Origin of the sequence: Falsiroseomonas algicola, from assembly GCF_011040385.1 — a bacterium.
GTDB classification, from domain to species: domain Bacteria; phylum Pseudomonadota; class Alphaproteobacteria; order Acetobacterales; family Acetobacteraceae; genus Falsiroseomonas; species Falsiroseomonas algicola.
Map to the genome: position 1 here is coordinate 102,828 of NZ_JAAIKB010000001.1, position 22,122 is coordinate 124,949.

At 71.6% G+C, this 22,122-nt stretch carries 18 protein-coding genes; 10 read left to right on the forward strand and 8 right to left on the reverse strand.

Going from position 1 to position 22,122, the window contains the following annotated elements; all coding sequences use genetic code 11:
• The first annotated feature begins 91 nt into the window (after positions 1–91).
• The 8 genes from G3576_RS00540 to G3576_RS00575 all read left to right on the forward strand — a co-directional run bounded on the left by G3576_RS00540 (position 92) and on the right by G3576_RS00575 (position 7,655).
• Positions 92–1,192 (forward strand): glycosyltransferase, encoded by a 1,101-nt coding sequence (locus G3576_RS00540; protein WP_164692374.1) that lies wholly within the window; start codon positions 92–94, stop codon positions 1,190–1,192.
• Entirely contained in the window at positions 1,189–2,637 is a 1,449-nt protein-coding gene (locus tag G3576_RS00545; protein WP_164692375.1) for a glycosyltransferase family 39 protein, read from the forward strand. Before G3576_RS00540 ends, G3576_RS00545 begins: the two co-directional genes overlap by 4 nt.
• Positions 2,638–2,715: 78 nt before the next feature.
• Positions 2,716–3,705, forward strand: coding sequence for a protein-methionine-sulfoxide reductase catalytic subunit MsrP (gene msrP, locus G3576_RS00550; RefSeq protein ID WP_164692376.1), 990 nt, complete (start codon positions 2,716–2,718; stop codon positions 3,703–3,705).
• Between the two features lie 100 nt (positions 3,706–3,805).
• Positions 3,806–4,075 carry a hypothetical protein gene (locus G3576_RS00555; RefSeq protein WP_164692377.1) on the forward strand — a complete coding sequence of 90 codons (270 nt, stop codon included), beginning with the start codon at positions 3,806–3,808 and terminating at the stop codon, positions 4,073–4,075.
• Positions 4,068–5,480 carry a sigma-54-dependent transcriptional regulator gene (locus G3576_RS00560; protein ID WP_164692378.1) on the forward strand — a complete coding sequence of 471 codons (1,413 nt, stop codon included), beginning with the start codon at positions 4,068–4,070 and terminating at the stop codon, positions 5,478–5,480. Before G3576_RS00555 ends, G3576_RS00560 begins: the two co-directional genes overlap by 8 nt.
• A gap of 73 nt (positions 5,481–5,553) precedes the next feature.
• Positions 5,554–6,717 carry a WD40 repeat domain-containing protein gene (locus G3576_RS00565; protein WP_164692379.1) on the forward strand — a complete coding sequence of 388 codons (1,164 nt, stop codon included), beginning with the start codon at positions 5,554–5,556 and terminating at the stop codon, positions 6,715–6,717.
• Positions 6,718–6,817: 100 nt separating this feature from the next.
• Positions 6,818–7,027: a hypothetical protein gene (locus G3576_RS00570; protein WP_164692380.1), complete on the forward strand. Its 210-nt coding sequence runs from the start codon at positions 6,818–6,820 to the stop codon at positions 7,025–7,027.
• Positions 7,017–7,655: an AAA family ATPase gene (locus G3576_RS00575; RefSeq protein WP_164692381.1), complete on the forward strand. Its 639-nt coding sequence runs from the start codon at positions 7,017–7,019 to the stop codon at positions 7,653–7,655. The genes G3576_RS00570 and G3576_RS00575 overlap by 11 nt, the downstream gene beginning before the upstream one ends.
• A gap of 66 nt (positions 7,656–7,721) precedes the next feature.
• Here the strand turns inward: G3576_RS00575 and G3576_RS00580 are convergent, their stop codons facing one another.
• The 8 genes from G3576_RS00580 to recG all read right to left on the reverse strand — a co-directional run bounded on the left by G3576_RS00580 (position 7,722) and on the right by recG (position 18,088).
• Positions 7,722–9,485 (reverse strand): hybrid sensor histidine kinase/response regulator, encoded by a 1,764-nt coding sequence (locus tag G3576_RS00580; RefSeq protein WP_164692382.1) that lies wholly within the window; start codon positions 9,483–9,485, stop codon positions 7,722–7,724.
• 241 nt (positions 9,486–9,726) lie between these two features.
• On the reverse strand, positions 9,727–10,869 hold the full coding sequence (locus G3576_RS00585) for a class I SAM-dependent methyltransferase (protein ID WP_164692383.1): 1,143 nt from the start codon (positions 10,867–10,869) through the stop codon (positions 9,727–9,729).
• A gap of 71 nt (positions 10,870–10,940) precedes the next feature.
• Entirely contained in the window at positions 10,941–11,402 is a 462-nt protein-coding gene (locus tag G3576_RS00590) for an NUDIX hydrolase (protein WP_164692384.1), read from the reverse strand.
• A complete protein-coding gene (locus tag G3576_RS00595; RefSeq protein ID WP_164692385.1) occupies positions 11,399–12,442 on the reverse strand; it encodes a DUF4340 domain-containing protein in 1,044 nt (347 codons plus the stop codon). Before G3576_RS00595 ends, G3576_RS00590 begins: the two co-directional genes overlap by 4 nt.
• Positions 12,439–14,376 carry a GldG family protein gene (locus G3576_RS00600; RefSeq protein WP_164692386.1) on the reverse strand — a complete coding sequence of 646 codons (1,938 nt, stop codon included), beginning with the start codon at positions 14,374–14,376 and terminating at the stop codon, positions 12,439–12,441. The genes G3576_RS00595 and G3576_RS00600 overlap by 4 nt, the downstream gene beginning before the upstream one ends.
• 4 nt (positions 14,377–14,380) lie before the next feature.
• Complete coding sequence (locus tag G3576_RS00605) at positions 14,381–15,112, reverse strand: ABC transporter permease subunit (protein ID WP_164692387.1); 732 nt, start codon at positions 15,110–15,112, stop codon at positions 14,381–14,383.
• Positions 15,112–15,843: an ABC transporter ATP-binding protein gene (locus G3576_RS00610; protein ID WP_164692388.1), complete on the reverse strand. Its 732-nt coding sequence runs from the start codon at positions 15,841–15,843 to the stop codon at positions 15,112–15,114. Before G3576_RS00610 ends, G3576_RS00605 begins: the two co-directional genes overlap by 1 nt.
• 112 nt (positions 15,844–15,955) lie before the next feature.
• Positions 15,956–18,088 carry an ATP-dependent DNA helicase RecG gene (gene recG, locus G3576_RS00615; protein ID WP_328728196.1) on the reverse strand — a complete coding sequence of 711 codons (2,133 nt, stop codon included), beginning with the start codon at positions 18,086–18,088 and terminating at the stop codon, positions 15,956–15,958.
• 69 nt (positions 18,089–18,157) lie between these two features.
• Between recG and G3576_RS00620 the strand changes: the two genes are divergently transcribed.
• Together G3576_RS00620 and mfd are read left to right on the forward strand one after the other, a co-directional pair.
• Positions 18,158–18,490, forward strand: a complete 333-nt coding sequence (locus G3576_RS00620) for an FAD assembly factor SdhE (RefSeq protein ID WP_407926097.1) — start codon at positions 18,158–18,160, stop codon at positions 18,488–18,490.
• Entirely contained in the window at positions 18,487–22,101 is a 3,615-nt protein-coding gene (mfd, locus tag G3576_RS00625; RefSeq protein WP_164692389.1) for a transcription-repair coupling factor, read from the forward strand. The genes G3576_RS00620 and mfd overlap by 4 nt, the downstream gene beginning before the upstream one ends.
• Positions 22,102–22,122: the final 21 nt, after the last annotated feature.

The window sequence follows — 22,122 nt, forward strand, 5'->3', positions numbered from 1 at the left end:
CCCGCCAAGAGCGCCATCGGCGCGCGGGGCGCCGTGGGCACCATGGGCGCGCGGCCTGTCCAGTTCGCCCCCCGGCTGCTAGACGCCGCGCGTGTCCACCGCCGCCCCCATCCGCCTTGCCGTCATCGTCCCGGTCTTCAACGAGGCGGCGAATGTCGGCCCGCTGGTCGAACGCCTCGACGCCGCGCTGGCCGGCATCGGGTGGGAGGCGATCTTCGTCGACGATGACAGCCCCGATGGCACCGCCGCCGTCGCCCGCGCCATCGCCGCCCGGGACCCGCGCATCCGCTGCCTCCGCCGCATCGGCCGGCGCGGCCTCGCCTCCGCCTGCATGGAGGGCTTCCTCTCCACCTCCGCCCCCTTCGTCGCCGTGATCGATGGCGACCTGCAGCATGACGAGGCGATCCTGCCCGCCATGCTGGCGGCGGTGGAGGCCGGCGCCGACATCGCCATCGGCAGCCGCCATGTCGAGGGCGGTGCCGCGGCCTCCGGCTTCTCGGCCGCGCGGGGCGCACTCTCCGACACCGGGGCGAAGCTCGCCCGGCTGCTGCTGCCGACGCCGGTGGCGGACCCCATGAGCGGCTTCTTCCTGCTGCCCCGCGCGCTGGTGGAGGAGGTGGCGCCCCGCGTCGCCGGCCGCGGCTTCAAGATCCTGCTCGACATCCTGCTCTCCGCCCGGCGGAAGCTGAGGGTGGCGGAGATACCCTACAGCTTCCGCAGCCGCCAGGCCGGAGAGAGCAAGCTGGATGCGACGGTGCTGCTGGAATTCGGCGCGCTGCTGCTGGACAAGGCCACGGGCGGCATCGTGCCGCTGCGCTTCCTGGCCTTCGCGCTGGTGGGCGGCATCGGCGTGCTGGTCCACATGGCGGCGCTGTTCCTGCTGGTGCAGGCGGGCGGGCTCGGCTTCGGCCCGGCGCAATGGGGCGCCACCTTCGTCGCCATGACCGCCAATTTCGCGCTGAACAACCGCATCACCTACCGCGACGCCCGGCTGCGCGGCCCGGCCCTGTGGCGCGGCCTGCTGCTGTTCTACCTGGTCTGCGGCATCGGCGCCGCGGCCAATGTCGGCATCGCGGGGCTGCTGGTGCGGGACGGCGTGCTGGCCTGGGGCCTGGCCGGCGCGGCGGGGGCGCTGCTGACCGTGGTGTGGAACTACGCTGTCTCCTCCACCCTGGTCTGGCGCGCCCGATGATCTGGGCGCTGCTCGCCGCCGTCACGGCGCTGCGGCTGCTGGTGGCGGGCGTCACGCCGCTGGCGCCGGACGAGGCCTATTACTGGGTCTGGTCGCGGGTCCTGCAGCCCGGCTACCTCGACCACCCGCCGATGGTGGCGCTGTTCATCCGCGCCGGCACGCTGCTGGCCGGCGAGAATGCCTTCGGCATCCGGCTGATGGGGCCGCTGACCATCGCGCTGGCCTCCGTGCTGCTGGCCCGCGCGGCGGATGCGCTGTTCCCCGATCGCAGGCTGGGGATCTGGGCGGCGCTGCTGTTCAATGCCATGCCGCTGGTCGGCGTCGGCGGCGTGCTGATGACGCCGGACCTGCCGTTGCTGGTGCTCTGGGTCGCGGCCGTCTGGGCGCTGGCGATGCTGCACGCCAGCCAGGACGGGCGCTGGTGGCTGGCCTTCGGGCTCTTCGCGGGGCTGGCGCTGGTCTCCAAATACACCGCCGGGCTGCTCGGCATCGGCGTGGTCGCCTGGCTCATCGCCTGCCGCGGTGCCTGGCATTGGTGGCGGGACTGGCGGCTCTGGGCCGGTGGCGCCATCGCCGCCGCCACCTTCGCCCCGGTGGTGATCTGGAACGCCACCCATGGCTGGGCAAGCTTCGTGAAGCAGGGCGGCCGCGCCGGCGCCGATGCGGGCGGCTTCACGCTCCGCTACCTCGGTGAGCTGGTGGCCGGGCAGGCGGGGCTGGCGAACCCGCTGGTCTTCATCCTCTGCATCACCGGCACGGCGATGGCCCTCATGGCCTGGGCGCGGCGGGGCGACGCCGCCGCGGCGCTGCTGGCCGCGCTGGTCGTGCCGGGCGCGGCCTTGTTCACCTGGCAGGCGACAGGCAGCCGCGTGCAGGGCAACTGGCCCGCCATCCTCTACCCCGCCGCCTGCATCCTGGCCGCCGCCTTCATCACGCCGCGCCTCGCGCGCCTCCGCCGCCCGGCCGTCGTCCTCGGCGCCGTGCTGGCGCTGGCCGCCTATGTCCAGGCCGCGCTGGCGCCAGTGCCGCTGCCGCGCCGCCTCGACCCCACCCTCGCGCGGCTCGGCGGCTGGGACGACTTCGCGGCCCTGGTGGAGCAGGAGCGCGCGCGCAGCGGCGCCAGCTTCGTCGCCGCCGAGGAATACGGCCTCGCCGCCCAGCTCGCGCTCCTCCTGCCGCCAGGGACGCCGGTGGTGGCGCTGAATCCGCGCTGGGACCTTTTCGACCTGCCGCGCCCGCAATCGCTCGGCCCTGCCGTAACCGGCCTGCTGGTGCAGAGCGAAAGACGGGACAGCGTGCCCGATTGGCCCGGGGCCGAGCCCCTCGCGCGCGCCGAAGGATCGCTGCTGCGTGAAAGGCGGGGGCAGGAGGCGGAGCGCTACCGCGCCTTCCGCGTCACCATCCGCCCGGACCTGCCCGCCGCTGCCGTGATGCCGCGTCCCTGAACGGTGGCGCCGCTTGACGGCACGCGGCGCGCACCGATCCTCTACCACCGACGACGGCCCCGGAAGGCGGAGACGACCATGCTGATCAGGCGCAGGCGCGGCTGGGAGATTCCCGAAAGCCAGGCGACCCCCGAACACCTCGTGGCCAACCGCCGCTCCATCATGAAGGCGGCCGGCGCCGGCACCATGCTGCTGCCCGGCGCCGCCCAGGCCCAGTTCTGGCGCCGGGGCGAACCGGCCGACCCCTGGGCCCGCAACCCCGCCGAGGTGCCGGACCTGCCGCCCGCCATGCGCAACACGCGCTATGCCGCGGGCCGCGCCATCTCGCCGGAGCGCGATGCCGTCACCTTCAACAACTTCTACGAATTCGGCACCGACAAGGGCATCTGGTCCGCGGCCCGCGCCATGCCGACGCGGCCCTGGACCATCAAGGTCGACGGCATGGTGGAGAAGCCGTCCGAATTCGACGTGGACGATTTGATCCGCCGCATCGGCGTCGAGGAGCGCGTCTATCGCCTGCGCTGCGTGGAGGCCTGGGGCATGACCGTGCCCTGGACCGGCTTCCAGCTCTCCTCCCTCCTCAGCCTGGTCACGCCGCTTGCCTCGGCGCGCTACGTCCGGTTCGAGACGGCGACGATCCCCGCCGTCATGCCCGGCCTCCGCCAGTCCTGGTATCCCTGGCCGCATGTGGAGGGCTGCACGATCGACGAGGCGGCGAACGAACTGACCTTCATGCCCGTCGGCCTCTTCGGCAAGCCGCTGCCGGCGCAGAATGGCGGGCCCTTCCGCGTGCTCTTCCCCTGGAAGTACGGGTTCAAGTCCGGCAAGTCGATCGCCCGCATCACCCTGACCGACCAGCGCCCGAAGAGCTTCTGGGAGACGCTGCAGGCCTCCGAATACGGCTTCTGGGCGAATGTGAACCCGGAAGTGCCGCATCCCCGCTGGAGCCAGGCGTCGGAGCGGCTGATCGGCAGCAATGAACGCGTGCCGACGCGGCTCTACAACGGCTATGGCGAATTCGTGGCCTCGCTCTATACCAACCGGCAGAACGAACGCCTCTGGGCCTGACAGCCGCCGCGCTGCCGCCCGGGGCGCGCAGAGGCGGATGGGCGCGATGGCGGCAGGGTGCGGGGACGCGGGATCGCTGGCGGCGGGGGATTGCTGACCCATGCGGTCCCTCGGCCTCATCCTCTGCGCCGCCGCCGTCGCCATCGCCGCCGGCTTCGGCCCGCTCTACTCGCTGGCCGGCGTCATGGTGGCGCTCTACCCGCGCTCGCTCCGCATGCTGCAGGCGGCGGTGGACCAGAACATCTCCGCCCGGCTCTGGGACCGCGTCCTGCTGCCCGTGCTGAGCTGGCCCGCCTGGATCTTTCCCGCCGTGATCGGCGTGGCGCTGCTCTACTGGGTGGGCCGCCAGGCCGAGAAGGGGCATGGCTGAAGCGGCACCGCGCATCCTCCTGGTGGAGGACACGGCGTCGCTCGCCGCCGTCTATGGCGAGTATCTCCGCACGGCCGGCTTCGCCGCCCGCCACGCCCGCACGGCGGAGGAAGCCTTCCGCCTGGCGGCGCAGGAGAAACCCGACTGCGTCCTGCTCGATCTGCGCCTGCCGGACAGCGATGGCCTGACCGTGCTGCGGGTGCTGCGGCGGGACAGCCCGGACCTGCCGGTGGTGGTGATGACGGCGCATGGCAGCGTCGCCACCGCCGTCGACGCCATGCGTGCCGGCGCCGCCGACTTCCTGGTCAAGCCCTTCGCCGCCGAACGCCTGGCCGTCACGCTCACCAACGCGATCGAGCGTGCGGCGCTGCGGCGGGAGGTGAGGGACCTCGCCGCCGCCCGTCCCCGCACCGCCTTCCAGGGCTTCATCGGCGCGGCACCGGCCATGCAGGCGGTGTATCGCATCCTGGAAACCGCCGCCTCCTCCCGCGCCACCGTCTTCATCACGGGCGAGAGCGGCACCGGCAAGGAACTGGCGGCGGAGGCGGTGCACAAGCTCTCGCCCCGGCGCGACGGTCCCTTCATCGCCATCAACTGCGCCGCCATTCCGAAGGATCTGATCGAGAGCGAGGTCTTCGGCCATGTCCGCGGCGCCTTCACCGGCGCCGTCGCGGACCGCCAGGGCGCGGCCGCCGCGGCCGATGGCGGCACGCTGTTCCTCGACGAGCTCTGCGAGATGGATCTCGGCCTGCAGGGCAAGCTGCTGCGCTTCATCCAGACCGGCACCTTCCAGCCCGTGGGCTCCACGCAGCTCCGCCGCACCGATGTCCGCTTCGTCTGCGCCACCAACCGCGACCCGCTGCTGGAGGTGCGGGAGGGAAGGTTCCGGGAGGACCTCTACTACCGCCTGCACGTCGTCCCCGTGGCGCTGCCGCCGCTTCGCGATCGCGGCGCCGATGTGGTGACGATCGCGGAGGCGATGCTGGCCCGCAGCGCCGCCGAGGAAGGCCGCGCCTTCCGCGGCCTGGCGGAGGACGCCAAATCCGCGCTGCTGGCCCATCGCTGGCCCGGCAATGTGCGGGAGCTGGAGAATGCGGTCCGCACCGCCGTGGTGCTGCATGACGGCGAATGGGTGACCGCCGCGATGCTGCCCGCCACGCTCCGCGATGCGCCCCTGCGTGAGGTCCCGCCGCGCGAGGACGCGCCCCGCGCGACCCCTCCGCGCCCTTCGACGACGGAAGCCGACCGACTGCGCCAGATCCGCCCGCTGGCGGAGATCGAGCGGGAGGCGATCGAGCGCGCGGTCGAACTCTGCGACGGCAACATCCCGAAGGCCGCCGCCCATCTCGGCATCAGCCCTAGCACGCTCTACCGCAAGCGCCTCGCCTGGGGGGTGGCGGGGTAGGGCGGACATCACGCGGCCCTTGGCCGCCCGGCAAGGCAGTGCTTCGATCGTCGCCCGGAACGGAGACGGCGCGATGCTGCGACTGACTGCGCTGATGACCACCGGCGCCCTGGCCCGCCGTTCCCTGATCGCCTCCGCGCTCCCCGCAATCGCCTCCTGCGCCACGGGAACGGGCCTCGGCTGGCGCCGGATCGGGTCCTTCCAGCCAAGCGATCCGGACCGTCCGCCGTCACGCGGCTTCCTCACGGGCAGCCTGGTGCAAAGCGTCGCTTGGCATCCCGACGGACAACGGATCGCCGTGGGCGCCGTCTCGCTCCGTCCCTTCCACATCTTCAATCTTGCTACCGGCGAGGTCATCCGCATCCCGCGCAGCCAGACAACGACCAACGCCGCCGCCTTCACGCGGGATGGCCGCTACGTCGCGGTGACTCTCCATCGCCGGTCTCCGTCAGGGCCAATTGATTACGGCTTCACCGTCTGCGACGCCGAGACCGGCGCGGAACTGCACGTCATACGGGAAGGCCTTCGGCCGGGCCTGACTGGGGGCGCGCAGGCCTTCTCGCTGAGCCCGGATGGCCACTTCCTGGCCGTCCTGTTCAGCCGCGATCGGATCACCGTCTACGACACCGTGACCTGGTCAGTCGTGTCCGCTTTCGACACACCTGGGTTCGGCGGCGTCAACCTGGCTTTCTCCCCTGACGGCACCGTCATGGCCCTTGTTGGCCAACGTTACCGCGTCCTGGATCCGCGCGAGAGATTTCCCCTTGTCCTGTGGGATTGGCGCGCCGGTCGGGAGATCCGCTCGATCGGGGGGCTTGGCCAATTCGTACTGTCCCGTCCCGCCTGGCGACCTGGCACCACGACCATCGCGGTCGGCACGGGTAGCCTGCTCGCCAACATGCCGGACGGCATCACGCCCGCCCCGCGCGGGACACCCATCGCCCGCGTGCATCTGGTCGAAGCGACAACCGGTGAGCGCCTGCAAAGCTGGGTCTGGCCGGACGACGAGGCCTCCGCCAAGGACGTGTCATGGACGGCGGATGGCAGCATGCTCGCCGTCGCAGCGGGTGCTGTTGATGGGGCGGTTCGCCTGCTGGCGCCGGGACGCGATGCGGTGGCAGGTGGGATCGGGGTGCGTGGCGACATCGTCCATCAGGTCGCCTTTTCCGATGACGGACGCCGGCTCGCCATCGGGCAAGGATCCGCGGTGGCCGTCCATGAACGCCTGGGTGCTTGACAGCGCTTCCCCTGCGATGTGACCGGGGTGCCGCAGCCCTTGATCCAGGGCCTGGTCGCGTCGATCTCACAGGCTGCTGCCGCGAGAGGAGTCTTCCGCCTTGACGTTGTTCGACCTCTACGCCCGGAAGGCCGAGGCCATCGCGAAAATCGGGGAGCAGGTGCGGGCCGAGGCGCGCAGGACAGGCACGACCATCTCCTACATGGAAGAAGGCTATGGCGACGACATCATCCGGGAGTATCCGGATGGGCGGCGCGAACGCCTCTTGCGGGACGGACGAGTCCAGGCCATTCCGCCTCGTGCCGGCTGAGAGCCCAAGCAGGCCGGTCTTCACCGTCCTCTGCGGTCCGAACGGCTCCGGCAAGTCTACACTGCATGCTAGGCTGGCACCGCCCGGCCGATTCCTCAACGCGGATACCGTCGCCGCAGCCCTCGACCCAGGCCGGCCGGAAGCGGCGACGATCAGGGCCGGGCGAGAGATCCTGACAGACCTTGCCGATGCGATAAGTGCTGGCGATTCCTTTGCGTGGGAGACCACGCTTTCCAGCCGCCAATCCATCGCGGCCATGCGAAGGGCGAGGCAGGCTGGCTACGAAATCAGCGTCGCCTTCGTCACGTTACGCAGCGCCGATCTCGCCGTCGTTCGGGTGGCGGAGCGGGTGGCCCGAGGCGGGCATGCGATCCCGGAGGAGGCGATCCGACGCCGCTACGAGACCGCTTTTCGGCAATTGCCGGAGGCGATCAGACTCTGCGACGCCGCCATGCTCTTCGACAACAGTCGCGACGGCCCGCATTTGCTGGTTCGAATCGAGGCGCATGCCGTGGTGTTCAGGCACCTCCAGGAAGCAGTCACCCTGCACCGGCGTTTGGCTGCATCAGTCGCGGAGGCGCTCGCCATCCCCGCCTGCGCCCTGTTCGACGACGTCCCATCGCGGTGACCAGCATTTCCTGACCGCCAGTTCACCCAAACACGGACATCCGCCCGCGATTCCCCGACCGCCCGTTCAGGCAACCGGCAGCCACATCGCTGCCGTCGTCCCGCGCCCGGCCTCGCTATCCAGCAGCAGCGCGCCGCCTGACCGCGTGCAGAAGCCCCGAACGGTCGCCAGGCCCAGCCCCGTGCCACGCCCCGGCCCCTTGGTGGTGAAGAAGGGCTCTCCGACGCGCGCCAGGGTCGCCGCATCCATGCCCGCGCCGGTGTCGCTGACCGCCGCCACCACGTAGCGCCCGGCCTTCAGGCCGATATCGTCCCGCGACTCCGGCAAGTCTTCCACCCAGGCGGCGATGGTCACGGTCCCGCCACGCGGCATGGCGTCCCGCGCATTGGCGGCGAGGTTCACCACCGCAGCCTCGAACCCCGCCCGGTCGCCCCGCGCCGGCGGCAGCCCCGGCGGCACCACCACCTTCACCCGCCAGCCGCTGCCGAGCGTGCGGTTCAGCAGCTCCGCCAGGTCCAGCAGGGCCTGGCCCGCTTCCAGGGGCACGCCCTGGCCCTCCGCCTCGCCGCCGCCGCCGCGGGCGAAATCGAGCATCGCCTCCACCAGCCGCCGCCCGCGTTCCGCCGCATCGCCCAGCAGCCCGGCGCATCGCCGCACCTCCGCAGGATCTTCGGCGCGGCGCTCCATCAACCGGGCGCCGCTGCGCACGGCCTGCACCAGGTTCTTCACGTCATGCGCCAGCCCGGCCGCCAGCAGCCCGATCGCCGCCGCCCGGCCGGCGCGCGCCAGCTGGGTCTCCGCCTCGATCCGGCGCAGGGCGGCCAGTTGCTGCCGCTCCGCGCCGTTGATCGCCATGGCGGTCAGCGCCAGCAGCAGCCCTGCCGCCACCAGCCCGCCCAGCGCCGGGGCCACCATGCGCTGGCGCCAGGCACGGTTCAGCGCTTCCGTGCTCAGCCCATAGGCGACCGCGACGGGCCAGTCCCCCACCTGCCGCGCGACGAAGAGCCGGGGGCGGCCATCGCCGACGCTGGCAGTCACGGCGGGGGTCTCGCCCGCGGGATGCGCCAGCGCCTCCGCCAGCCGGGCCTGGCGCGCGGGGCGCTGCGCGGGCTCGGCGGCGGGGTCGGGCAGGGGGGGATGCCGGGCCAGCACCGCGCCATCGAGGCGCATCAGCAGCACCGTGTCCCGCGCCGTCTCGGAAACCGAGGCATAGAAGGCCGCCAGCGGGTCGGGGTTGAAGGCCGCGGCGATGATGCCCGGCTGGTCCTCGCCGGGGCGCAGCGGCGCGTGGCGCGCCACGGGGAAGATGGTCCAGCCCATGGGCCGCGCGGCAATCACCTCGCCCACCGCCTCCCGCTCTCCGGCGCGGAGTGCCGCGAAGAAGTCGCGGTCGGTGACGCTGACGGGCCTCGCCGGGTATTCCCAGGAGGCCAGGACCACGCGGCCCGCGCCATCCGCCACCATGACGGACCGCACCAGCGGCTGCATGGATTGCGTGAGTTCCGCCAGCAGCCCGTGCAGGGCCGGGCTGTTGCGCAGTTCCTCCCACGCCATCCTGTCCGTGGCGCGTGCGGTCGCCGTCAGGATCGCGTCCTGCGCCCCGAAGCTGCGCAGCGCGTGCTGGCGCAGCATTTCCACGGTGCGGTCAAGCCGGGCGCCGGCTTCCTGCCGCACATCCACCCAGGCCATGACCCCGGCGCCCAGCACGCCGAGCGCCGGCACCAGCACCGCCGCAACCCAGAGCAGCCCGAAGCCTCGGGGAAGCCTTGCGCGACGCTTCGGGCCGGGGCGAGGCGCCAGGGTCGGGTCTAGGCTGAGGGCGCTCTGCATTCCGCGGGGTTATGGGACAGATACGGAACATCGCATACACACTTTACCGACAGGCGGTGGCCCGAAGGGAACCGCGGGCGAGGACCCGGTCGAAAGTGCTGGCGGCTGTCGGATGTTCCTTCTATGTTCCTTCGACCAACCGCGCCTCCGTGTCCGGCACCGCTGCCCCCGAAAGTCGGTGCTAAAGGTGCATAAACGGCATAATCGGCTAAAGTGGATGAGTGGATTTTAGAAGCTAACGTTACCCCGGCAGGTCGGCCGGTGCCTCGAACCAGCAGACATGCTCGGCGACGAGGTCCAGCCGGTAGCGAAGCCCCGGGCCGGGCGCGGGCAAGGTGAAGTCCAGCACGCGATGGCCGCCCGGCTCCGTCGGAGCCTTCGCCACCGGCACGCGGCGGAAGTCCCTCTTCACCAGCGTGTCGCCCTGCATCAGCTGCACGCCCAGATTCACCGCCCCCCGGTCGCCGCCGGAGGCGCGCCATTCCAGCGCCCCGGTGTTGCGAAGCTCCACCTGCACGGCCAGCCCGGGCTCCTGCGCCCTGACCTCGCGGATGAGGATGGCGCCGAGCGGGGCGGCGCTCCGCAGCGCCGCGTTCCGGGCCTCCCGCGTATCCGCCCGGCCGGACGATTTGATGAGGACGAAGTGCCGCGTGTTGTCGAGGAAGGGGTTCACCTGGCCGATGACGGGGGCGAGGTCGTTGGAGTCCAGCGGCTGCCGGGCGCGCCGTCGCGCCGCCAGCGGCAGGAACTCCGCCACCGGCACGAAGGGCACCCGCGCCGTGCCGACCGCCACCTCCATCTCCGTGAACCCCGCGGCCTGGGCCAGCGGCCAGATCTCTTCCAGACGGACGTCGTTCTCGATCACGCCGTGGTTGCGCATCTCGGCCTGGCTGGCCGCGGTGCGGGAGTGCTCGGGGCCGGGCTCGATGAAGACGGCGCGCCCCGTGGAGCCCAGAACGCGGCCGAGCTCGCGCAGCGTGCCGGCCTGGTCATGCACATGGTGGAAGGCGCCGTACATCACGGCCCGGTCCATGCTGCCATCGGCGAGCGGGATCGCGACCCCATCCGGCGAATGCAGCCAGGTCAGCCGGCGCAGCAGGTCCGGCTCGTGGCGGCGGGCGAAATCCTCCGCCAGTCGCAGCACCACGGCGGAGACGTCGCAGCCATGCGCCTGCAGGCCAAGCCGCGCCAGGATGCGGACCAGCCAGCCCGTGCCGCAGCCGAGTTTCCAGCACCGCCTGGCCCGGCACCGCCTGCAGCGCGCTGAACAGGGAGAACAGGTTGCCCATGGCCGTGATGGTGGTGGCCGGGTTGTGGAAGGGCTTGCGGAACAGGGCGCTGTCGGGGTCGAGCCCGGCGAAATAGGCGTCCGCCCGCGCCACATGCTCCTGGGGGTCGAAGGCGGCCATCAGGGCACGGACATCGATCGGGGGCTGGGTGCTCACCCGCCGATCCTCAGGCGCCGGCCTGCTCTCGGGCAAGCGCGATGACGCGGCGCGCTTCCGGCCAGAGGCCATAGGGTTCCAGCCCATCGAGCGGCACCCAGGCGACTTCCGTGACGTCGCCCCCCGGCCTGGCTTCGCCGGCGGCCCAGCGGGCCTGGAAATCGATGATGGTGTAGTGGAAGCGCGGGCCGCAACCGGGTTCGCCGGGGGTGATGGCATCGACGACGGCCAGCAGGCTGAGCGGGCCGACCTCGATCCCCGTCTCCTCCAGCAATTCGCGCCGGGCGCAGGCCTCCGCCGGTTCGCCGAGGCGCTGGCCGCCGCCGGGCAGGGACCATTCGCCCTGGCGGGGCGGGCGGCCGCGGCGGATCAGGAGCACATGGCCGTCCCGCAGCGCCACCACCCCGATGCCGACCCAGGGGCGGTCGGGATATTCGCGCCGGTTGACGGGGGCGGCGGCGGGGTCGCTCACTGCGGCGCGGGCGGCTCGGCGGCAGGCTCCGCGCTGGCAGCGGGCGGCTGCTTCCGAAGGTCCTCCAGCCGCGGCACGAAGGCCTTCTCCTTCCACTGCCCGACCTGGTAGGCCCAGCCGCGCCAGCGGTTGTTGAAGCGCGTCGCCTCCTCATCGCCCTCGGCCGCCAGCATCACCCAGATCGTCTCGCCATCCTTGTTGACGGTGGCGGTGATGCGGAGGTTGTCCGTCAGCTCGAAGGCCCCGATGCCGAGCCGCTCGCCCGGAATCTCGGCGGCCTTGCGGACATCGAGGAAGGTGAGGAATTCGAAGGCCCGGCTGATCTCGTCCAGGCTGATCTCATCCATCTCGCCGGCCTCGGAGGGCGTCACGACGGCCAGCTTGCCATCGGCGTCGCGGTCCTTGCGGACGACCAGCGGCGCCTCGCCCTCCCGCGTCACGGTCAGCGCCAGCACGCGTTCACGGGCGATGTTGGCGAGGTCGCGGTCGATCCAGAGGTTGGGGTCGCCATCCAGCGGCAGGCGGCCCTCGCCAAGCCAGGCCTGGTTCTCATTGGCGCGGCGGACATAGACGCTTTCGGGCACGTTGCCCTGCACGCGGACGCGGCGGCGGCCGATGACGAGTTCGGCGATCACCGCGCCTTGCGCGTCCAGCACCCGCAGGTGGCTGGCGGTGGAGCCGGGCTGGCCGGGGTCGTTCAGGCCGAGGCGTTCCAGCATCTCGGGATTCGCCGTGCGCGGCTCCGCCAGGCGAAGCTCCGTGAGGCCCACCAACAGTTCGCGCACCTTCTCCGGCCGCACGGGATGATCGGCCTTGGCCGGCAGCACCCAGGCCTCGCCCGCCTTCCGCACCACCAGCGTGCCGTCGTTGCGCCGCACCTCGATGGTCGCGGCATTGGCCAGGCGCTGCGCCAGGCCGGGGAAGGCCAGCGCGGTTTCCGAGGGCGGCGGCGCCGTCGGCGTCTCCGGCGTCAGCAGCAGGGCACCGCCCACGGCGGCGACGGCAGCGCCGCCCAGCAGCAGCAGGTTGCGGCGGTTCATGCCCGCGCCTCCGCCCGCCGCCGCGCCCGCACCACGGCGAGGCCGATGGCGAAGATGGTGAGCAGCACGGGCACGGTCGCGATGTTGAGGATGCGGAGCAGCGTCTCCAGCCCCTCGATGTCCCGCCGCAGTTCCAGCTGCACCTGGCGCAGCTCGCCGCGGGTGCGCCGGATCTCCTCCCGCGCCGCGTCGATCTCGGCGCGCTGCTCCGGGGTGATCACGGCATTCGCGGGGGCCTGGCCCTGACCCGGGCCCTGGCGTAGTTCGCGCAGGCGGCGCTCCGTGGCTTCAAGGCGTTCGGTCAGGCCGCGCTCGGTCTGGCGGAACTGCGCCTCCGCCGTGCGGCGGATGTCCTCCACCAGCTCGAAGGGGCGCAGCGACTCACCGCGGGAGCGCAGCGAGACCAGCGCCTCGCCGCCCGCCATGGAGTCGGCGAGGTTGATGATGAAGTTGCCGTTGTCGCTGAAGGGCGTCGTGACCTGCTGGCCGAAGAAATCCTGCACGCGGACCCAGAAGCGGTCCTCCAGGATATCGGCGTCGTTGCCGACGATCAGGTTGGCGGGGCCTTCGCTGCGGGCGCGATGGGCGGGGAAATCGGCCGGGCGTTCCGCGCCCTCGGCCGGCGCGGGCGGAGCCTCGAAGGCCGAGGTCACCGGGCCGCGCAGACGCGCCACGATGGTACGCACCTGGTTGTCGGGGCGGAAATCCGCCAGCAGCCGGGCGGGGGAGGGATCCTGGCGGACCGCCGCGCTGTCCACCAGCATCGAGCGTTCGCTGGTCTGCACCAGCGGCGTGAACTCGATGGTCGCACCCTCGCGCCGGCGCACCTCGCCCGCCGAGGCGACGGTCACCTGCTGCAGCTCCGCCGTCGCGATCTCGCTCCGGTTCAGCCCGGCGGCGGGGACGTTGTACCAGGCGAGGTAGTCCACCGCCTGCACGCGGTCCCGCGGATCGGCGCGCACGCGCCAGGCGCCGCGGAGGTCCAGCACCACCTTGTCCGACGGTGCCTCCACGCCCCAGGCATTCAGCAGGCGCGAGAGGGAGGAGGAGGTGTCGCTCGGCGGCCGCTGGCCCGGGGAGGGGCGGGAGGCCTGGCTTTCGCTGTGCGGGTCCGTCAGCGCAATCAGGCGGCCGCCGCGCATGACGAACTGGTCGATGGCGTAGAGCGTCTGCTCGCTGAGGTTCTGCGCATGCGCGACCATCAGCACCTGCACGTCGGGCTCGATCACCTGCGCATCGGCGGCGACGTCGCGCACCGTGTAGAACTGGCGCAGCTGGTTCATGGCGACGAAGGGCTGCCCGACGCCGGGCTGGCGCATCATCATCGCGCGCGGATCGCCGTTGAGCGGGAGCGAGGAGATCACACCCATCACCGGCCGGCGGGGATTCGAGAGTTCCCACACCATCCGCGTCAGGTCGTACTCCAGGAACCGCTCGCGATCCGGCTGGAAGAAGGGGATGGTCCGCTCGTCGTCGAGCAGGTTCACGCCGGAGAGGCCGAAATAGACCTGCTCCCCGGACTGGTCGACGGGCACGCCCTGCAGGCCGAGGGCGACGGCGCGATCCTCGATCTCGCTGAAGGGCTCGGGGTCGAAGACCTCCAGCCGCACCCTGCCGCCGCTGACGGCGACGTATTCGTCCAGCATGGCGCGGACGCGTTCCGCATAGGCGCCATAGACCGGGATCGCGGCGCCGAGGCGGCGGGAATAGTACACCCGGAAGGTGACGGGGTCCTGCAGCCCCTGCAGCACCTGCCGCGTGCCGTCGGAGAGCGTGTAGAGGCGGTTCTCCGTCAGGTCGATGCGCGCGCGCGCCAGCAGCCGGTCCGACAGCATGTTGACGCCGACGGCCAGGACGGCGCCGAGGCCCAGCGCCACGAGGGCGGAGACGCCGCGCTTGCCCTGCTTCTTGGCTTCCGGAAGGGTCGTGCTCATGGGCTCAGTCCGCCTTCCGCTGGTCGATCGCGATGGTGTTCGCGAAGAGGAAGAAGGCCATGAAGGAGGCGAAGAAGACGAAGTCACGCGCCGCGATCACGCCACGGGTGAAGCCGTTCAGCCGGTCCGTGATGCTGATGGCGCGCGCGAGGTCCGCCAGCAGCGGGATGCGCTTCGACAGGAACTCCGTCACCACCGGGCTGCCCGCCGCCGTCAGGAAGAAGCAGGCGGCGACGGCCAGGACGAAGGCGATGACCTGGTTCTTGGTCATGGCGGAAATCGCGGCACCGACCGCGAGGAAGGCGCCCGCCACCATCATGCAGCCGAGATAGCCCGTCAGGATCACGCCATTGTCGGGGTTGCCGAGCACGTTGACGGTGATGACGAGCGGGAAGGTGAGCGCCAGCGCGATGCCGCAGAAGGCCCAGGCGGCGAGAAACTTGCCCAGCACCGCCTGCCACTGCGCGATCGGCAGCGTCAGCAGCAGCTCGATGGTGCCGAGGCGCCGTTCCTCCGCCCAGAGCCGCATCGTCAGCGCGGGCACCAGGAACAGGAAGAGCCAGGGCACGAAGGTGAAGAAGGGCGTCAGGTCCGCCTGGCCGCGGGCGAAGAAATTGCCGACCGTGAAGGTCAGCGCCCCCGCCATCACCAGGAAGATGACGATGAACACATAGGCGACGGGCGTCGCGAAATAGCCGGCGAGCTCGCGCCGGAAGACCGTGATCGCGCCACCCATCACGCGGCCTCCTGCTTGCCCAGTGTCAGCGTTCGGAACACCGCATCCATGCTCGGCCCGCGCGCGGCAAGCTGCGCCGGCGTCTCATCCGCCACCACGCGACCGCGGGCGATGACCACGGCGCGGGAGCAGACGGCGCCCACCTCCTCCAGGATATGCGTGGAGATGACGATCGCCTTCTCCGGCGCCATGGCCAGGATCAGGTTGCGGACATCGTGCTTCTGGTTGGGGTCGAGGCCATCCGTCGGCTCGTCCAGCACCAGCACGGCGGGGTCGTGCAGCAGCGCGGCCGCGAGGCCGACGCGGCGCTTGAAGCCCTTCGACAGTGTCTCCACCGGCTGCAGCCGCACGCCTTCGAGCTGCGTCAGCGCCATGGCCTTGGCCACGCGATCCGCGAGTTCGCCGCCATGGAAGCCCCGCGCCCGGCCGCAGAACTGGAGGAAGCCGGTGACTGTCATCTCCGGGTAGGTCGGCGCGCCTTCCGGCAGGAAGCCGAGGTGGCGCTTGGCCGCCACGGGCCTGTCCACGACATCATCGCCGCAGATGCGCGCGGTGCCGGATGTCGGCGTCATGAAGCCCGCCAGCATGCGCATGGTGGTGGATTTGCCGGCGCCATTCGGCCCGAGGAAGCCGACGACTTCCCCCTTGGCGACGCTGAAACTCACATCGTCCACGGCCGTGAAGGCGCCGAAGCGCTTGGTCAGGCGCTCGATCTCGATCAGCGCGGTCAAGGCTCAGCCCCCAGGATTCCCCGGCGCAGCGATTAAGGAGGCGGGGGGCCCGATGCAAGCCCCCCCCGGGGTGGGGTGGGGACGCTGCGATCCTGGTTCGTTCCTTTCCGACCTAGCCCGCATCCAGCCGCGCCAGCGTCGGGTCATGGTCGAACAGGGCCAGCAGCGCCAGCGCCGCCTGGCCGCGCGCGCCTTCCAGCCGCGGATCGCGGTCCAGCAGCACGGTTGCATCCCGGTTGGCGATATGGGTCAGGCGGGCGCATTCCTCCGCATCCTCCCGCGGGTCGAGCAGCCGGGCGCCGGGCAGGCCGGATTGCCGGGCGCCCAGCGCATCGCCGCCGCCGCGGGTCAGCAGGTCCTCCTCCGCGATGCGGAAGCCGTCCTCGGTATCCCGCAGCACCAGCAGGCGGCGCTTCTCGGCCTCCCCCAGGGCGACGGAATGGACGAGCAGGCAGGAGGAAGGCTTGGAGCCCCGCCCGACGCGGCCGCGAAGCTGGTGCAGGGCGGCGAGGCCGAAGCGCTCCGCCTGCTCGATCAGCATGATGGTGGCCTCCGGCACATCGACGCCGACCTCGATGACCGTGGTCGCGACCAGCAGGCGCGTGGTGCCGGCGGCGAAATCGGCCAGCGCCTTCTCCCGCACCGCGAGGTCCTGCATGCCATGCGCCATGCCGACAAGGCCGGGGAAGTGGCCCTGGAGTTCGACGAAGCGGTCCTCCGCCGCCACGCTGTCGTCGCGCTCGCCCCCCGTGATGGCGCGGACGACCCAGTAGGCGCGCTCGCCACGGCCGATTGCCTCCTTCAGTCGATCCACGATCTCCGGCAGGCGGTCCTGGCTGGCAATGCGCGTCGCGATGGGCTGGCGGCCGGCGGGCTTCCCCTCCAGCCGGCTGACGGCCATCTCGCCCCATTGCGTCAGCAGCAGGGTGCGGGGGATGGGGGTCGCGGTCATCACCAGCATGTCCGCGTCCCGGCCCTTGTTGGCCAGCATCAGGCGCTGGCCGACGCCGAAGCGGTGCTGTTCATCGACCACGGACAGGCCGAGGTCCCGGAAGGCCACGGCCTCCTGGAACAGGGCATGGGTGCCGACGACGATCTGCACGGAGCCGTCAGCCAAGCCGCGCAGCACGCGCTTCCGCTCCGCCCCCTTCACGCTGCCGGTCAGCAGCTCGACATGCACGCCGGCCGGCAGGCAGAGTTTTGCCAGGGTCCGCAGATGTTGGCGGGCCAGAAGCTCGGTCGGGGCCATCAGCGCGGCCTGGGCGCCCGACTCCACCGCCTGGAGCATGGCCAGCACCGCCACCAGCGTCTTGCCCGCGCCGACATCGCCCTGCACCAGGCGGAGCATCCGGCGGGGCGCGGCCATGTCGGCGGCGATGTCGGCCAGCGCCGCTTCCTGGCCTGGGGTCGGCGGGTGGCCGAAGGCGGCAAGTGCCTTGGCCTGAAGTTCGCCCGTGCCGGGCAGGGCGCGTCCCGGACGGCCGCGCTGGCGGCGACGCACCAGGGCGATGGCCACCTGGCCGGCCAGCAGCTCGTCATAGGCGAGTCGCCGCCTCGCCTCGAGCGTCGGCAGCGCGGTCGGGCGTTGCAGGCTGCGGATGGCGTCATCGAAAGCGGGCCAGCCCTCCCGCTTCAGCAGGGCGGCGTCCGCCCATTCCGGCAGCGGCGCCAGCCGGCCGAGCGCGGCGCCCATCGCCATGGCGATGCGCTTCGGCGTCAGGTCCCGCACCATGGGCCAGACCGGCTCGATCAGGGGAAGCTGGTCCTCCCGCTCCGCCACCAGGGGATTCATGAGCGCGAAGCCGCCGCCGGCCTCCGTCAGCACGCGGCCCGACAGGAAGCGGAAGCTGCCCGGCGGCAGCAGCTTCTGGATCCAGGGCAGGCGGCCATTCATGAAGCGTAGCGTCAGCGGCTTGCCGCCGGACGTCGCCTTCACCTCCACATAGGGCCGGCCCGTGCGGCCGGACCGCGCGGCGCGCAGCGACACGACCTCCGCCTCCAGGATGCAATCCTGGTCGGGCGGCGCCTCGGCGGGGGAGGGAACGCGGCGGCGGATGATCACGCGCTCGGGCAGGTGGAGCAGCAGGTCCAGCACCCGGTCGCCGCCCGTCGCCTCCGCCAGCAGCCGCGCCAGCGTCTCCCCCACCCCCGGCAACTCCCGCAAGGGGGCCAGGAGGGGGGCCAGGAGATCGGGGTGGCCAGGGAGCGCGGAAGGGAGCGCCGGGGAGGGATCGGGCGTTGTCACGAGATCACGGCGCTTCGGGCTGACAGGATTCCCATGCGCCTCTATATGCCAGCACCGAGCATGATGACGATGTCAGACCCCGCATCCTCCCCCGAAGACCTCTCCCCCCGGCGGCGCCGCCTGCAGTTCCGCGCCTGGCACCGCGGGACGAAGGAGACGGACCTGATGGTCGGCGCCTTCGTCGCCCGCCACATCGCCACCTTCACGGAGGCGGAGCTGGACGACCTCGAGCAGGTGCTGGAACTGCTGGACGTGGACCTGGCCGATTGGCTCTCCGGCCGCCGCCCCATCCCGCCGGAGGTGCAGAGCCCCATGCTGGCCCGCATGGCCGCGGAATGCGCCGGCCGCGCCGCGGGCGCGACGCCGGAAATACGGGCCGGACTCGGGCTGGACCCGGCATGAGCTTCATCACGGTCCATGGCGCGCCGGAGGGGTATGACGCCCTGCTGCTGGCGCGCCGCCGGGCGGAATCGCGCGGGCCCATCCTGCATGTCTGCCGCGACGACGCCCGCATGGCCCGGATGGCGGAGGCGCTGGCCTTCTTCACCCCGCATACGGAGGTGCTGCGCTTTCCCGCCTGGGACTGCCTGCCCTATGACCGCGTCTCCCCCAATCCCGAGATCGTCTCCGAGCGTATCGCGACGCTGACGCGCCTCGCCGAGCCCGGTTCCGCGCCGCGCATCCTGCTGACGACGGTGAATGCGCTGGTGCAGAAGGTGCCGCCCCGCGCGGCCTTCAGCGGCGCGACGCTCAGCCTGAAGCGCCGCGGGCGGGCGGATCCGCAGAAGCTGGCGGAATTCCTGGAAGCCAATGGCTACCACCGCACCGGCACCGTCATGGAACACGGCGAATACGCCATCCGCGGCGGCATCGTGGACCTCTTCCCGGCCGGCGAATCCGACCCTGTCCGGCTGGACCTCTTCGGCGACGAGATCGAGGATATCCGCCGCTTCGACACCGGCACCCAGCGCAGCGGGGAGCGCATCGATGGCCTGACCCTGCGGCCGGTGGGGGAGATGTTCCTCGACGCGCCCTCCATCAGCCGCTTCCGCACCGCCTACCGCGAATTGTTCGGCGCGGCGGCGGCGGAGGATCCGCTCTATGTCAGCGTCTCCGCCGGGCGGCGGCACCCGGGCATGGAGCATTGGGCCGGGCTGTTCCATGAGAGCATGGAGACGCTGCTCGACCATCTGGGGGAGGGGACCTCCGTCTCCCTCGACAACCAGGCCGAGGATGCGCTGGCGGCGCGGCTCGAGATGGTGGTGGACCACTACGAGGCGCGGCGCATGCCGGTGCGGGAGGGGGAGGTGCCCTACCGTCCCGCGCCGCCGGATCGCCTCTACCTCGACCACGACGCCTGGATCCACATGCTGGAGGACAGCCGCGTCTTCCGCTTCGTGCCCTTCGAGCAGTCGGAGCACGCGCCCGGCATCGATGCCGGCGGGCGCCCGGGCCGGCTGTTCAGCGATGTCCGCGCCGAGGGCCGCAACGTCTTCACCGCCTATGGCGAGCATGCCGCGGCGCTGGAAAAGCGCGGCCAGCGCGCCGTGCTGGCGGCCTGGACGCGCGGGTCCCGCGAACGCCTGTCGAACCTGCTGCGGGAGAACAACGTCGCCTGCGAGCCGGTGGACGATTTCGCCGGCGTCCAGAAGCTGCCGAAGGGCGTCGTCGGCCTTGCGATCCTGGGCGTCGAGCGCGGCTTCGTCGCCCCGGCGCAGGAAGGCCAGCCCGGCATCGCGCTGGTCGGCGAGCAGGACCTGCTGGGTGAGCGCATCGCGCGGCCGCCGCGCAAGCGCAAGCGCGCCGACCAGTTCATCGCGGATGCCACCGAGATCGCAGAGGGCGACCTGGTGGTGCACCAGGACCACGGCATCGGCCGATATGACGGGCTGGAGACGATCGGCGTGGGCTCCGCGCCGCATGAATGCCTGCGCCTGATCTATGATGGCGGGGACAAGCTCTTCCTGCCGGTCGAGAACATCGAGGTGCTGTCGCGCTTCGGCAGCGATGCCGCGGGTGTCGCGCTCGACAAGCTCGGCGGCTCAACCTGGCAGGCACGCAAGGCGAAGGCCAAGAACCGCATTGCCGACATGGCCGGCGCGCTGATCCGCATCGCCGCCGAGCGCCAGACGCGCGAAGCCGTCTCCGCCATCCCGCCCGAAGGCGCCTGGGACGAGTTCTGCGCCCGCTTCCCCTTCGCGGAGACCGAGGACCAGCAGCGCGCCATCGCCGATGTGCTGGAAGACCTGGCGGCCGGGCGGCCGATGGACCGCCTCATCTGCGGCGATGTCGGCTTCGGCAAGACGGAAGTCGCGCTGCGCGCCGCCTTCGCGGTGGCCATGTCCGGCGCGCAGGTCGCGGTGGTGGTGCCGACGACGCTGCTGTCCCGCCAGCATTTCCGCGTCTTCTCCAGCCGCTTCGAGGGGCTGCCCATCAAGGTCGCGCAGCTGTCGCGCATGGTGACGCCGAAGGATGCGGCGCTGGTGCGGGAAGGGGTGAAGGACGGCACGATCAACATCGTCGTCGGCACCCATGCGCTGCTGGCCAAGGGGATCGAGTTCGCCGACCTCGGCATGGTCATCGTGGATGAGGAGCAGCATTTCGGCGTCGCCCACAAGGAACGCCTGAAGCAGTTCAAGGCCGATGTCCACGTCCTGACCCTGACCGCGACGCCGATCCCGCGCACGTTGCAGTTGGCGCTGACCGGTGTGCGGGAGATGAGCGTGATCGCGACGCCGCCGGTGGACCGGCTCGCCGTGCGCACCTTCATCATGCCCTGGGATGGCGTGGTACTGCGGGAGGCGATCCTGCGGGAGCGCTTCCGCGGCGGCCAGGTCTTCTGCGTCTGTCCGCGGCTGGAGGATCTCCCGAAGCTGCGCACGCGCCTGGCCGAGATCATCCCCGATGCGCGCATCGCCGAGGCGCATGGGCGGCTGGCGCCGACCGAGCTCGAGCGCGTCATGACCGAGTTCGGCGACCAGAAATACGACATCCTGCTCTCCACCAACATCGTGGAAAGCGGGCTGGACATGCCCGCGGTGAACACGCTGATCATCCACCGCGCGGACATGTTCGGGCTGGCGCAGCTCTACCAGCTGCGCGGCCGCGTCGGCCGGGGCAAGCAGCGCGGCTATGCCTACCTCACTTGGCCGCAGACGCACCGCCTTTCCGCCGCCGCCGAGAAGCGGCTGGAGGTGATGCAGACGCTGGACAATCTCGGCGCCGGCTTCACCCTGGCTTCCCACGACCTCGACATCCGCGGTGCTGGCAATTTGCTGGGCGAGGAGCAGTCCGGCCAGATCCGGGAGGTCGGCATCGAGCTCTACCAGCAGATGCTGGAAGACGCCGTGCAGAACCTGAAGTCCGGGGTCGACAAGACGCGCGACGATGCCGACAGCCGCGACTGGACGCCGCAGATCAATCTCGGCCTGCCGGTCATGCTTCCGGAGGCCTATGTGCGCGACCTGCCCGTGCGCCTCGGCCTCTATCGCCGCATCGGCGCCTTGCAGAGCGAGGCCGAGATCGAGGCGATGGCAGCGGAACTCGCCGACCGCTTCGGGCCGATGCCGGCGGAGGCGGAGACGCTGCTGCAAGTGGTGTGGCTGAAGGCGCTCTGCCGCCAGGTCGGGGTGGAGAAGCTGGATGTCGGGCCGAAGGGCATCGTGCTGGCCTTCCGTGGCAACCGCTTCGCCAATCCGGGCGGGCTGATCGAATGGGTCGCGGGCCAGCATGGCGCGGTGAAGCTGCGGCCGGACCACAAGCTCGCGCTCGCGCAGGAGATGCCCTACGAGGCGCGCATCCGGTCGGCGCGGGAGTTGCTGTCCGCGCTGGCGGAGGTGGTGCAGGGCAGGGTGCCGAAATCCGCCGCGCCGCCGCCGGCCAAGCCCGCGCCCGCGCCCGTGAAGGCGCCGATGCCGGCGAAGAAGAACGTCTTCAGGGCGCCGGTGGTGCCGCCGGCGCCGAAGGGCGCCGCGACAAAACCCATCCCCTTCCCAGGGCGCTGGAAGAGGTAACCAGGACGCGGGCGCCGACGG